Source organism: Streptomyces globisporus (assembly GCF_003501885.1).
Classification (GTDB): Bacteria; Actinomycetota; Actinomycetes; order Streptomycetales; family Streptomycetaceae; genus Streptomyces; species Streptomyces globisporus_D.
The window spans coordinates 35,880-48,747 of sequence record NZ_QWFA01000035.1 but is presented as its reverse complement, the minus strand read 5'-3'; the positions used below and the strand labels follow the sequence as shown (position 1 = coordinate 48,747).

The following is a 12,868-nucleotide window of genomic DNA, read 5'->3' as shown; positions in this document are numbered from 1 at the left end:
GCGTGGGGCGGATACCGGGGGGCGGCCGGGCGGAAATTCTCGGCGGGACAGCGGGCCCGGATGCCACGATGACGTCATGAGTTCTGCCCCCGCGCCCGTCCCGGCGGACCCCACCGTCCTGCACCCGATGCCCGGCCAGCCGCGCGTGGTGCAGCTGAAGCCGCTGGTCACCTCGGAGCTGATCGAGGTCGGTGACTACGCGTACTACGACGACCCCGAGCACGCCACGGAGTTCGAGACCCGGAACGTGCTGTACCACTACGGCCCGGAGCGCCTGGTGATCGGCAAGTTCTGCGCGCTGGCGACGGGGGTGCGGTTCATCATGAACGGCTCCAACCACCGCATGGACGGCCCGTCCACGTTCCCCTTCCCCACGCTGGGCGGCTCCTGGACCGACCACTTCGACCTGCTGACGGACCTCCCCGACCGGGGCGACACCGTGATCGGCAACGACGTCTGGATCGGCTACGAGGCAGTGATCATGCCGGGCGTCCGCATCGGCCACGGCGCGATCATCAGCGCCCGGTCCGTGGTGGTCTCGGACGTCCCGGACTACGGCATCGTCGGCGGCAACCCGGCCCGCCTGATCCGTACTCGGTACGAGGAGGAGGACATCGCACGCCTGCTGGCGGTGGCCTGGTGGGACTGGCCGGCGGAGCACCTCACGCGCCACATCCGTACGGTGATGTCGGGCACGGTGGCGGAGCTGGAGGCGGCGGCGCCGGGGGGTGTGTAGGGCGGGCCGTCGGGGTGGTCACGCCTACAGTGCGGCGTGAAGACCGCGAAGTTCTCCGGTGCGGTGTCGGCGACCGCCCGGAGGGAGACGTGCTCACGGACAAGGGCGAGCGCTGCCGCAGAGGGCTCGATGTCGACACCGTAGGCGCGGTACCGGCCGATCAGCGTCGCGACGGCCTCTCCCCAGGAGCCCGTAGCGCCTGGCTCAGGACGACCCCGGCAGCCGGCTCCAGAAGTGGTCGATGATGTTCTCGATGTAGCGGCGGCCGTCCTCGCCGGAGGCCGTGGTGCCGCCCGCCCGGCTCAGCGTGGCCGTCATCAGGGCCTGGTAGTCCTGTTGCATGGCCTGCAGTGGGGCCTTCAGGTCGCGGCGGTCCATCGAGACCAGCTTGGCTATGTCGCGGATGTGGGCCTGCCAGCGGGTGGAGACCGCCTCGGTGAGGAGGCGGGCCAGCTCCTCCTCCAGCCTGGTGATCGCGATGAAGTCGCGCGGGGGCAGGCGGAGGACCTCGCCCAGCTTGACGGACTGCCGTTTGTCGCCGGTCCAGTGACCGGCCTCCTCCATGTACAGGTACGCGTCGAGGGTCAGGCCCGTGGCACGTGCCACGTCCTCGGCCGAGACGCCGCGCGCGATGCGGTGTTCGAGCAAGGTGCCGGGGCGACCCATGAGTTCACTGGGCCGGCACCACAACGCGCCTGCCAGAGCCGTCAGTTCACCCGCGTCCGGTACGTGCGTGCCGCGTTCCCACGCGATCACGTGCTCGGGGGTGATGTGCGAGGTACCGAAGGACGCGCGCATGCCGTAGGCGACATGACCGGGGGCCATCCCGAGCTTCTCGCGCAAGGCGCGCGCTGCCCGCGCGTTGAAGGGGAGTGGTGGGTGCACGCCACGGAGAGTAGGGGAGTTGTCACCGCAACTTCCATGCCCACTGTCGGCTGCCTGCCGGTTTGACGGAAAAGGTCGCCGTCGATTCCGTAGGAACGCACAGGAGCGAATGGGCATCAACTGCACGCTCTACGCGGGTAGTTGCGATCCCACGGGTGCCGCGTATGATCCGCTCGCAAGGTGCCGTATGTGCGTTCGCACAGCGCCTGTCACTCGCTGCGGGGAGCGCCGGCGCCCACCCCGCCCCCCTCATTCGTCCGCATGCCCAGGAGACTTCGTCATGCACGCCAGCCCGAGCAGCCCACCACCGCCCGACGCGAAGACCGCCGGATCGGGGGGCGCCGTCGACCGGTTCTTCCGGATCAGCGAACGCGGCTCGTCCTACATACGGGAGATACGCGGCGGATTCGCCACGTTCTTCACGATGGCATACATCCTCGTGCTCAACCCGATCATCCTCGGCGGGGCCGAGGACAAGTTCGGTGAGCAGCTGGACAGCGTGCAGTTGGTCACCGCCACCGCTCTGGTCGCCGCGGTGATGACGCTGATCATGGGTGTGGGCGGCAATCTGCCGCTGGCCCTGGCGGCGGGTCTTGGCATCAACGCCGTCGTGGCCTTCCAGATCGCGCCCCTGATGAGCTGGGAAGACGCGATGGGTCTCATCGTGCTCGAAGGGCTCTTGATCTGCGTTCTGGTGATGACCGGGTTGCGCGAGGCGATCATGCACGCCATCCCGCAACCTCTGAAGCAGGCGATCAGCGTCGGCATCGGTCTGTTCATCGCCTTCATCGGCTTCGTGGACGCCGGGTTCGTCACCCGCATCCCCGACGCCGCGAACTCCACCGTGCCCGTCCAGCTCGGCACCGGCACGCTCACCGGCTGGCCGATGCTCGTCTTCTGCCTCGGCGTGCTCCTGACGATCGTGCTGGTCGCCCGGAAGGTGAAGGGCGCGATCCTCATCAGCATCGTCCTGATGACCGTCGTCGCCATCGTCGTCAACGAGATCGCCGACATCAAGGCCTGGGGCCTGACGTCGCCCTCGATCCCCGGCAACCCCGTCGCCGCGCCCGACTTCGGGCTGCTGTTCCAGTTCGACCTGCTCGGGTCGTTCGGTCAGGTCAGCGTTCTCACGGTCGTCCTGCTCATCTTCACCCTGATCCTGTCCGACTTCTTCGACACGATGGGCACCGTCGTGGGTGTCACGGCGGAGGCCGGTCTCCTCGACGAGCGGGGCCAAGTGCCCGGTCTCGGCCGCGTCCTGCTGATCGACGGCGCTGCCGCCGTCGTCGGTGGCGCCACGTCCTCGTCGTCGGCCACCACCTACATCGAGTCCGCGGCGGGTGTCGGTGAGGGAGCCCGCACCGGCTTCGCGAACCTGGTCACCGGCGGGCTGTTCGCGCTCGCCCTCTTCCTCACGCCCGTGCTGACGATCGTGCCGATGCAGGCGGCGGCGCCCGCCCTCGTCGTGGTCGGGTTCCTGATGATGACCCAGGTCAAGCACATCGACTGGGACCGCTACGACGTCGCCATTCCGGCCTTCCTCACCATCGTCGTCATGCCGTTCACCTACTCCATCACCAACGGCATCGGCGCCGGCTTCGTCGCCTACGTGGTCATCAAGGCGTGCCTGGGCAAGGCGCGCGAGGTCCACTGGCTGCTGTGGGGCACCGCGGCGCTCTTCCTCGTGTACTTCCTCATCGATCCGTTGGAGCAGGTCCTCGGGATGAAGTAGCGGGAACCCGGGGCGGGGCAGCGGATCCCCGGGGTCGGTCGATCCCGGGGATCCCAGGAGTCCGGGGGTCGGTCAGTGGCTGCCCGCGTCCGCCAGGCAGAACTCGTTGCCCTCCGGGTCCTTCAGGACCGTCCAGGTCATCCCCTGCATCGACTGCTCGCCGACGACGGTCGCGCCCAGCTTCGCCAGGCGCTCCACGTCGGCGAGGCGGTCGGGCGAGGCGAAGTCGATGTGCACCCGGTTCTTGCCGGGCTTGGGCTCGGGCACCCGCTGGAAGCCGAGGACCAGCGGGGTGGCCGCGAGGACGACGAACGCGTCGTAGTCCTGGGTGTCCTCGACGCCCAGCGCCTCGGCCCACCAGGCGGCCAGCGTCTGGGGGTCGGCGCAGTCGATCGTGATCATCTCCGGTGAGATTCGCATGCCCCTCACCGTACGGCGCACCACTGACAACGCCCCCGCAGCGCAGGGCGCGTGGAGCCGTTCAGACCAGGACGACCTCCAGCAGCGGCAGCTCACGGCCCGGAATGGAGCCGGACGGCGTGGCGCCGATCCGGACCGCGCCCATGGCCCGGTAGAACGGCTCCGCGTTCGGGTCGGCGTCGATGGTGAGGCGGGTGAAGCCCAGGCGGCGCGCCTCGTCCGTGGTGTGGGTGAACAGGCGCCGCCCGACGCCCCTGCCGATGGTGTCCGGCTCGACGAACATCATGCCGAGCGCGCCCTTCGGCGGCTCTCCGTCCAGCGTGGTGAAGCCCAGGATCCGTCCGTCCTCCTCGGCCACCGCCGTCCGCCGCGCCGCCACCTCCGCGGGGCGCATCGTCAGCTCCTCGCGGCAGGCGGCGAGGAACTCCGCGTCGTACTCCCAGTGGCCCTTCGACCGCAGGGCCAGGTCCGTCAGTGCGGCGGCCTCGGCCGCCTCGCCCGCGCGTATCCGCATGGAGGCAGTCTCCCTCCACACGGATACCCGCGCTCGCGGATTTCCGGCCCGCGTCAGTCGAAGCCCGCGTCAGTCGAAGACCGGCCCCTGCGTCCGGGTCCGCTTGATCTCGTAGAAGCCGGGGATGGACGCGACCAGCAGCGTGCCGTCCCAGAGCTTCGCCGCCTCCTCGCCCTTGGGGGCGGGGGTGACGACCGGGCCGAAGAAGGCGACCTGCTCGCCGTCCGCGCCGGGGACCGCGATGACCGGGGTGCCGACCTCCTGGCCGACCTTCTCGATGCCCTCCTGGTGGGAGGCGCGCAGCTCGGTGTCGTACGTGTCCTTGTCGGCGTACTCCGCGAGGTCCTCCGGCAGGCCCACGTCCTTCAGCGCGGCGGTCACGGCCTCGCGGGTGGGGCCTTCGCCGTTGTTGTGGAAGCGGGTGCCGAGCGCGGTGTAGAGGGGGCCGACCACGTCGTCGCCGTGGAGCTGCTGGGCGGCGATGACGACCCGGACCGGGCCCCAGGCCTGGTTCTCCAGCATGTCCCGGTACTCCTCGGGCAGCTCGTCCAGCTTGTCCTCGTTGAGGACGGCCAGGCTCATCACGTGCCAGCGGACCTCGACGTCGCGGACCTTCTCCACCTCCAGCATCCAGCGCGAGGTCATCCACGCCCAGGGGCAGAGCGGGTCGAACCAGAAGTCGACCGGGGTCTTGCCGTTCGCCGGGGTGTTCTCGGACATGTCTCTCCTCTGAAGGGCGCGTGAAGGGCGTGCTCCGCAGCAGGCGTATCCCGCGGAGGGCGTGTTCGCCTTCGATCGAGAACGTCTCCCGAGGGCGACCCATTCCCTGCCTGCCGCCGCGCGAGGACGCATGCAAGGATCAATGGGTTCGAACACGACACAAGACGCGCGTCACGAAGGAGTGCCCGTGCCCGGTGAAAACCTGTCCCGCGACGAGGCCCAGAAGAGGGCCGAGCTGCTGACCGTCGACGGATACGAGGTCGCTCTCGACCTGCGGTCCGCCGTCGGCGAGCCCGAGGGGACCGGCGGGGACGGCGGTCCGCTGACGTTCCGGTCACTCACCACGATCCGGTTCCGCTCCGCCCGGGCCGACGCCTCGACCTTCGCGGACCTGGTCGCGCCGGGTGTGGACGCCGTGACGCTGAACGGGAAGGCGCTGGACCCGGCGGTCGTGTTCGACGGTGCCCGGGTGGCCCTGGACGGGCTCCTGGAGGGCGAGAACGTCCTCGTGGTCGACGCCCGCTGCGCGTACAGCCGGACCGGCGAGGGCATGCACCGCTTCGTCGACCCGGAGGACGGCGAGGTCTACCTCTACACGCAGTACGAACCGGCCGACGCCCGCCGCGTCTTCGCCAACTTCGAACAGCCCGACCTCAAGGCTCCCTACCGCTTCCAGGTCACCGCCCCCGCGGGCTGGCGGGTCTGGTCCAACGGGGCCGAGGAGTCCCACGAGGGCGGGGTGTGGACCTTCGCAGAGACCAAGCCGATCTCCACGTACATCACGGCCGTCGTCGCCGGTCCGTACCACTACGTGAGCGACCACTACAGCCGTACGTTCGACGACGGCACCACGCTGGACATCCCGCTCGGCGCCATGTGCCGCAAGGGGCTCGCCAAGCACTTCGACGCGGACGACGTCTTCCTGATCACCAAGCAGGGCCTGGACTTCTTCCACGACCACTTCGACTACCCGTACCCCTTCGGGAAGTACGACCAGGCGTTCGTGCCCGAGTACAACCTCGGGGCCATGGAGAACCCGGGCATGGTCACCTTCCGGGAGGAGTACATCTACCGCGGCAAGGTCACATCGGCGGCCTACGAGCGGCGGGCCAACGTCATCCTCCATGAGATGGCGCACATGTGGTTCGGCGACCTGGTCACCATGGAGTGGTGGGACGACCTGTGGCTGAAGGAGTCCTTCGCGGACTTCATGGGCTCCTTCTCGATGGTCGAGGCGACCCGCTTCACCAACGGCTGGATCACCTTCGCCAACAACCGCAAGGCCTGGGCCTACCGCGCCGACCAGCTGCCCTCCACGCACCCCGTCACGGCCGACATCCGTGACCTGGAGGACGCCAAGCTGAACTTCGACGGGATCACGTACGCCAAGGGCGCCTCCGTGCTCAAGCAGCTGGTGGCGTACGTGGGGCGCGACGCGTTCCTCGAAGGCGCGCGGCGCTACTTCAAGAGCCACGCGTACGGCAACACCCGGCTCGGGGACCTGCTGTCCGTGCTCGCCGAGACCTCCGGGCGGGACATGACCGCCTGGTCGCGCTCCTGGCTCCAGACGGCCGGCGTCAACACGCTCACCCCGGTGCCCACGTACGACGCGGCGGGCGTTCTCACCGAGCTGGCCGTCGTCCAGGAGGCCGCCGCATCCCACCCCGAGCTGCGCCCGCATCGCGTCGCGGTCGGCCTGTACCGGCGTACGCCCGAGGGCGAGCTGACGCGGTACGCGCGCGCCGAGGTGGACGTCGCCGGCGAGCGGACCGTGGTGGAGGCGCTGACCGGCTCCGAGCGGCCCGATCTGATCCTGGTCAACGACGACGACCTCACGTACTGCAAGGTCCGCTTCGACGAGGGCTCGCTGGCCACGCTCCGCGACCACCTGGGCGAGATCGCGGACCCGCTGGCCCGTGCCCTGTGCTGGTCGGCCCTGTGGGGCCTGACCCGGGACGCCGTTCTCCCGGCCCGTGACTTCGTCGCGCTGGTGCTGGCGCACGCCGGTCGCGAGAGCGACATCGGCGTGCTGCAGATGCTGCACGCCTGGGCGCAGTCCGCGCTGGTCAACTACGTCGCGCCCGACTGGCGCGAGGAGGGCGGCCGGGCGCTGGCCGAGGGCGCGCTGCGCGAGCTGCGGGCCGCCGAGCCGGGCAGCCAGCACCAGCTGGCCTGGGCCCGCTTCTTCGCCGCGGTCGCCTCGTCCGAAGAGGACTTCCGGCTGCTGGGCGGGCTGCTGGACGGCACCGCCCGGATCGACGGTCTCGACGTCGAGCAGGAGCTGCGCTGGGCCTTCCTCTCCCCGCTGGCCTCGCACGGGGCGGCGAACGAGGCGGCGATCGACGCCGAACTGGCCCGCGACGACACGGCGTCCGGCAAGCGTCACCACGTACGCTGCCTGGCCTCGCGGCCCTCGGAGGCGGTGAAGGCGCAGGCGTGGGCGGCGGTCGTGGAGTCGGACAAGCTGTCCAACGCGCTGGTCGAGGCGACCATCGCGGGCTTCGGGCAGCCTTCGCAGCGGGAGCTGCTGGCACCCTACGCCAAGCGCTACTTCGAGGTGATCGAGCGGATCTGGGCGGAGCGGTCCATCCAGATCGGCATGCATGTGGTGCGGGGGATGTTCCCCGGTCTCCAGGACAGCCCCGCGACCCTCGCGGCGACCGACGCCTGGCTCGCCGAGCACGAGGACGCGGCCCCGGCGCTGCGGCGGCTGGTGCTGGAGGCCCGGGACGATCTCGCGCGGGCGCTGCGCGGGCAGGAGTGCGACCGGGCGGCGGCCTGAGTGCGACCCCGCCGTGTGACCACGGGGGTGTGACCGAGGGGCGCTCGGGTACGGCGTGCGTGCGGCGTGAAAGCGGCGCTCGTACATCCGCCCGAGACGCCCCTCCCCCGATTCCCGGCGCGACGGCCCTTTTCGGTTGTCGAACGTCCGTACTTCAGGACGGCGTTGTCCGGGAATGTCGACGGGCGTGTAACAGGGGTTAGGACCCCCTTCGCGGGCGGGAAACCCCGGGACATGACCCAGAACACCCCGCTCTCCGCCCGTCTCCCGCGTCTCCCTCTTCACCCCGACGATGTGACGCAGCGCGTCCTGTCCACCGCCCAGTTGAGGGCGCGGGGCGTGTCCGCCGCGCAGACGTCGGCCCAGTGCCTGCCGGGCGGCCCCTGGCAGCACCTGCTGCCGGGGGTCCATCTGCTGCACCCGGGCCCGCCCACCGGCCGGGAGCGGCTGCACGGGGCGCTGTTGTACGCGGGGCGCCCGCCGGTCTCCGCGCGGCGCACCGCGGCGGGCCCGTCGGACGCGGGGTACGGGGAGGCGATGGTCACCGGGGTCGCCGCGCTCGCGCTGCACGGCTTCGCCTCGGTGGGGGAGCTGGGCGCGCTGCACCGGATCGACGTGCTGGTCCCCCGCACCCGGCGGCTGCGGTCGACCCGGTTCGTGGAGGTGCTGCGGACCGCCTCGATGCCGGAGCCGGTGCGGGTGGGCGAAGTGCCCGTCGCCCCGGTGGAACGGGCGCTCGCGGACGCGGTGGCGGCCACGTCCGACGCGGCGGCCGTCCGGCGGCTGCTGACCGAGGCGGTACGGGACGGGCACTGCGAACCAGCCGCCGTGGTACGCGAGTTGAGCGAGGCGAAGTTGCTGGGGCGGCCCGCCGTGGTGGGCGCGGTGGACGCGCTGCTCGCCGAGGGGCGGGCGGTGGCGGAGGCCCGGCTGTACGCGATGGTGCGCGAGCACGGGCTGCCGGAGCCGGTGTGGAACGTGGAGCTGCGACTGCCGGGCGGGCCGGACCTCGGCGGGGTGGACGCCTACTGGCCCGATCACGCGGTGGCGGTGGAGCTGGACTCCCGGGCGCCCCGGCACGCCGTGCACGGCGTGCCCGGCCGGAGGGGCGGCCGGGTCCAGGAGGACCCGCAGTGGTCCGCGTACGCCGCGAAGCGGGAGCATCTGGAGCGGCTCGGGGTCACGGTCGTCCATCTCACGCCGAGGAAGCTGCGCGAGGCGCTGGACCAGCAGGCGACGGTGGTGCGGACGGCGCTGATGGCGGCGGCGGACCGGGAGCCGGCCGCGTATGTGATGGTGCTGCCGCGCTGAACGGGCGTGAGGGTGCTGCCGTAGGGAACGGAGGACAGCGACCGCTGGTCCGGACCACGTGGCTCGAACTCGCACCTCCGGCGGACACTTTCACCTCATTCGTCCCTGGTGGCGCATTGCCCCCAGTGGCGGATCTCTGCCATGTCACCAACTCGTCTCCGTCAACTCTCCACAAACCTCTGTCATTTACGACAGGGTGAGCGGTCATCCGGTACCGAATTCCGGACTCTCTCTTTCACTTACAGGGATGCTGATGACCAAGGAATCCCCCAGTTCCATACCGGGCGCGAGACGAGCGGCCCGTATCGCGGCCGCGGCGGGCCTCGCGGCCGCTCTCGCCGCCACCGGTGCCACTCCGGTGTTCGCCGTCGACGACCCGGCTCCGGCCCCCGTCAAACCGGCCGCCTCCAGCGACCGGGGCGACAAGCTCGGCAAGGCCGACGCCGATGTCCTGGCGAAGGCCGAGGCCAAGGGCGAGAAGAACATCACCATGATGGTCGCCACCACCCCCGGGGCGACCGAGCAGGTCAGCAAGCAGCTGGACGCCGTCGACGGCTCCGTGCTCGGCCAGACCTACGACAAGCTCGGCTACGTCCGGGCGACGGTCCCGACGAAGAGCGCCGAGTCCACCATCAAGGCGGCCTCCAAGCTCTCCTCCGTCCTCGGCATCGATCTCAAGCAGGAGATCAAGCTGGACGACCCGACGCCCAAGGGCGACCGGGCCGCCGGGGCCAAGCAGACGAAGGCCACGGGCAGTTACGCGGCGCCGAACAAGAAGACCCCGGCGAAGAACCCGTACAACCCGTCGTTCGAGACGGGCGCGGTCGACTTCGTCGCGAAGAACCCGAAGGCCGACGGCCGCGGGATCACCATCGGCATCCTGGACTCCGGCGTCGACCTCGGTCACCCGGCCCTGAAGAAGACCACCACCGGCGAGCGCAAGATCGTCGACTGGGTGACCGCCACCGACCCGGTGAGCGACGGCGACGGCACCTGGCTGCGGATGACCGAGTCCGTCAGCGGCCCGACGTTCACGTCCGGCGGCAAGGCGTACGCGGCCCCCGCGGGCAGCTACAAGTTCGCCACGTTCGCCGAGTCGGCCACCACCGGCGGCGACATGGCGGGCGACCTCAACCGCGACGGTGACACCACCGACGTCTGGGGCGTGCTGTACGACCCGGTCACCGGCACCACGCGGGTCGACCTGAACGGCAACGCGGACTTCTCCGACGACAAGGTCCTCAAGCCGTACAAGGAGAAGTTCCAGGTCTCCTACTTCGGTGAGGACGACCCGCGGACCCCCGTCGTCGAGCGCATCCCGTTCGTCGTCGAGACCCGCAAGGGCGTCACGTACAACGCGGCCGGCGCCAAGGCCGACTTCGTCAACATCGGTGTCATCGAGGGCTCGCACGGCACGCACGTCGCGGGCATCACCGCGGCCAACGGGCTGTTCGGCGGTGAGATGGACGGTGCCGCCCCCGGCGCCAAGATCGTCTCCTCGCGCGCCTGCACCTGGTCCGGCGGCTGCACCAACATCGCGCTGACCGAGGGCATGATCGACCTCGTCGTGAACCGCGGCGTCGACATCGTCAACATGTCGATCGGCGGCCTGCCGCCGCTGAACGACGGCAACAACGCGCGCGCCGAGCTGTACAAGCGGCTCGTCGACATCTACGGCGTGCAGCTGGTCATCTCGGCCGGCAACAGCGGCCCGGGTCTCAACACCATCGGCGACCCGTCGCTCGCCGACCACGTGATCTCCGTCGGCGCGTCGATCTCCAAGGAGACGTGGGCGGCCAACTACGGCTCCAACGTCACCAAGAAGTACGACATGCTGCCCTTCTCCTCGCGCGGTCCGCGTGAGGACGGCGGCTTCACGCCGATCCTCTCGGCGCCGGGTGCGGCCATCAACACCACCCAGACCTGGGCGCCGGGCGGTCCGGTCAAGGAGGCGGGATACGACCTGCCGGCCGGCTACTCCATGCTCCAGGGCACCTCGATGGCCTCCCCGCAGGCCGCGGGCGCTGCCGCGCTGCTGCTGTCGAAGGCGAAGCAGACCGGCATCGAGCTTCCCCCGGCCGACCTGCGCGTGGCTCTGACCAGCACCGCGGGCCACATCGCCGACGTGCCCGCGCACGTCCAGGGCTCCGGTCTGATCGACATCGTCAAGGCCTGGAAGCAGATCTCCAAGCAGGGCAAGCCCGCGCACGAGTTCTCGGTGAAGGCCCCGGTCGACACCGCGATCGACTTCGCGCTCAAGGACCCGGGCTTCGGCACCGGCCTCTACGACCGCGAGGGCGGCCTGAAGGTCGGCGAGTCCAAGGTCTACGACGTCGTCGTCACCCGCACCACGGGCCCGGACCGCGCCGTCCAGCACAAGCTGACGTGGAAGAACAACGACGGCACCTTCGAGCTCAGCAGCCCCGAGTACGTCTCGCTGCCGCTCGACACGCCGGTCAAGGTCAAGGTGAAGGCCAAGGCGAAGACCGCCGGGGTGCACAGCGCCATCCTCAAGGTCGACGACAAGAAGACCTCCGGCGTCGACCACCAGATCATGACCACGGTCGTCATCGCCCACGAGCTGCAGCAGCCCGGATACGCCTACAAGACGTCCGGCTCGGTGCAGCGCAACGGCACGACGTCGTACTTCGTCAACGTGCCGGAGGGCGCGAAGACCCTTGAGGTCGCCCTCAGCGCGCTGCGCTCGGGCAGCCAGACCCGGTTCATCGCCCTGCACCCGTACGGGACGCCGGTCGACCCGACCTCCACGGTCAACTGCTACCCGAACTACGAGAACCCGGCCAACACCTGCCGCCCGGACGTGCGCTCCTACAAGGACCCGCAGCCCGGCGTCTGGGAGATCGAGGTCGAGTCGCGCCGTACGTCGCCGCTGCTGGACAACCCGTACAAGCTGGATGTCTCGCTGCTCGGCGCGACCTTCGACCCGGCGGTGCGCACCATCGCCGAGGCGAAGATCGGCGCTCCGGCCGCGGTGGACTGGAAGGTCACCAACACCGCCGCCGCCCTCCAGGGCAAGCTCCAGGGTGGTTCGCTGGGCTCGGCCAAGGTGGACAAGCCGTCGATCTCCACGGGTCAGACCCGTGAGACCACGGTGACCATCGGGGCGGGCGTCGAGAAGCTCGACTTCGCCATCGGCGGTACGTCGGACGCCAACGCCGACCTCGACCTGTACGTCTTCCGGGGCGCCACGCAGGTCGGCAGCGGCACCACCGCCGGTTCCGAGGAAGCGGTCAGCCTGCTGAAGCCCGCCGCGGGCACGTACACCGTCGTCGTCGAGGGCTACTCGGTCCCGGCCGGGTCGACCACGTACGACTACCGCGACGTGTACTACGCGGCGTCGCTCGGCACGATCAAGGTCGACTCCTCCAAGGCGGTGAACCTGGCCAACGGCGCGTCCGCCCAGGTCGGCGCCGAGGTCGTGGTCGCCGGGGCGGCTCCCGAGGGCCGTCAGTTCTTCGGTGAGGTCCAGCTGGTCAACGCGCGCGGCACCGCCGCGGGCACCGGCAGCGTCGTGATCGAGAAGGTCACGCCGTAACGACCCCCTGCGGTACGACGGCGGGGCGGGCGCTCTCAGGAGCACCCGCCCCGCTGTGCGTGTTCCTCGTCACAGGCCGCCCACGCCGCCGCAGATGTTTCCCCACGCAGGCACGGACGTTGCAGAATCTGCGGTCCTCGCGGAAAGAGTCCGCAGGTCGGACAATGGATTGGACAAGGCGGGCCAGGACATACGCATCATGGAGCGGCATA

General features: G+C 70.2%; 9 protein-coding genes. 5 read left to right on the top strand and 4 right to left on the bottom strand.

Translation table 11 applies throughout. The annotated features are described in order from the left end of the window. Positions 1-76: 76 nt before the first annotated feature. Entirely contained in the window at positions 77-736 is a 660-nt protein-coding gene (locus D3105_RS08655) for a CatB-related O-acetyltransferase (protein ID WP_118901792.1), read from the top strand. A gap of 204 nt (positions 737-940) precedes the next feature. On the opposite strand, the gene D3105_RS08650 is transcribed toward D3105_RS08655, so the two are convergent. Further along, positions 941-1,561 (bottom strand): helix-turn-helix domain-containing protein, encoded by a 621-nt coding sequence (locus D3105_RS08650; protein WP_118901789.1) that lies wholly within the window; start codon positions 1,559-1,561, stop codon positions 941-943. A gap of 340 nt (positions 1,562-1,901) precedes the next feature. Here D3105_RS08650 and D3105_RS08645 point away from each other — a divergent pair, with 340 nt between their 5' ends. After that, entirely contained in the window at positions 1,902-3,353 is a 1,452-nt protein-coding gene (locus D3105_RS08645; RefSeq protein ID WP_118901785.1) for an NCS2 family permease, read from the top strand. 72 nt (positions 3,354-3,425) lie between these two features. On the opposite strand, the gene D3105_RS08640 is transcribed toward D3105_RS08645, so the two are convergent. The 3 genes from D3105_RS08640 to D3105_RS08630 all read right to left on the bottom strand — a co-directional run bounded on the left by D3105_RS08640 (position 3,426) and on the right by D3105_RS08630 (position 5,007). After that, positions 3,426-3,773: a VOC family protein gene (locus D3105_RS08640; protein WP_118901782.1), complete on the bottom strand. Its 348-nt coding sequence runs from the start codon at positions 3,771-3,773 to the stop codon at positions 3,426-3,428. Positions 3,774-3,834: 61 nt separating this feature from the next. Then, positions 3,835-4,287 carry a GNAT family N-acetyltransferase gene (locus D3105_RS08635; protein ID WP_118901779.1) on the bottom strand — a complete coding sequence of 151 codons (453 nt, stop codon included), beginning with the start codon at positions 4,285-4,287 and terminating at the stop codon, positions 3,835-3,837. Positions 4,288-4,356: 69 nt separating this feature from the next. After that, the gene (locus D3105_RS08630) at positions 4,357-5,007 is read right to left on the bottom strand and encodes a DsbA family protein (RefSeq protein WP_118901776.1); all 651 of its coding nucleotides are present in this window, start codon (positions 5,005-5,007) and stop codon (positions 4,357-4,359) included. Positions 5,008-5,194: 187 nt separating this feature from the next. Between D3105_RS08630 and pepN the strand changes: the two genes are divergently transcribed. The 3 genes from pepN (at position 5,195) to D3105_RS08615 (ending at position 12,656) form a co-directional block, all read left to right on the top strand. Continuing rightward, positions 5,195-7,789 carry an aminopeptidase N gene (pepN, locus tag D3105_RS08625; RefSeq protein ID WP_118901773.1) on the top strand — a complete coding sequence of 865 codons (2,595 nt, stop codon included), beginning with the start codon at positions 5,195-5,197 and terminating at the stop codon, positions 7,787-7,789. A gap of 234 nt (positions 7,790-8,023) precedes the next feature. Further along, positions 8,024-9,100, top strand: coding sequence for a hypothetical protein (locus D3105_RS08620; protein WP_118901771.1), 1,077 nt, complete (start codon positions 8,024-8,026; stop codon positions 9,098-9,100). 247 nt (positions 9,101-9,347) lie between these two features. Further along, a complete protein-coding gene (locus D3105_RS08615; RefSeq protein WP_206272691.1) occupies positions 9,348-12,656 on the top strand; it encodes a S8 family serine peptidase in 3,309 nt (1,102 codons plus the stop codon). The last annotated feature ends 212 nt before the right edge of the window (positions 12,657-12,868 follow it).

Excerpts from the sequence above, each read along its gene's own strand:
- D3105_RS08635 (WP_118901779.1), bottom strand. The coding sequence starts at position 4,287 with ATGCGGATACGCGCGGGCGAGGCGGCCGAGGCCGCCGCACTGACGGAC.
- D3105_RS08650 (WP_118901789.1), bottom strand. The coding sequence starts at position 1,561 with ATGGCCCCCGGTCATGTCGCCTACGGCATGCGCGCGTCCTTCGGTACC.
- D3105_RS08655 (WP_118901792.1), top strand. The coding sequence starts at position 77 with ATGAGTTCTGCCCCCGCGCCCGTCCCGGCGGACCCCACCGTCCTGCAC.
- D3105_RS08645 (WP_118901785.1), top strand. The coding sequence starts at position 1,902 with ATGCACGCCAGCCCGAGCAGCCCACCACCGCCCGACGCGAAGACCGCC.
- D3105_RS08615 (WP_206272691.1), top strand. The coding sequence starts at position 9,348 with ATGCTGATGACCAAGGAATCCCCCAGTTCCATACCGGGCGCGAGACGA.
- D3105_RS08630 (WP_118901776.1), bottom strand. The coding sequence starts at position 5,007 with ATGTCCGAGAACACCCCGGCGAACGGCAAGACCCCGGTCGACTTCTGG.
- D3105_RS08640 (WP_118901782.1), bottom strand. The coding sequence starts at position 3,773 with ATGCGAATCTCACCGGAGATGATCACGATCGACTGCGCCGACCCCCAG.
- D3105_RS08620 (WP_118901771.1), top strand. The coding sequence starts at position 8,024 with ATGACCCAGAACACCCCGCTCTCCGCCCGTCTCCCGCGTCTCCCTCTT.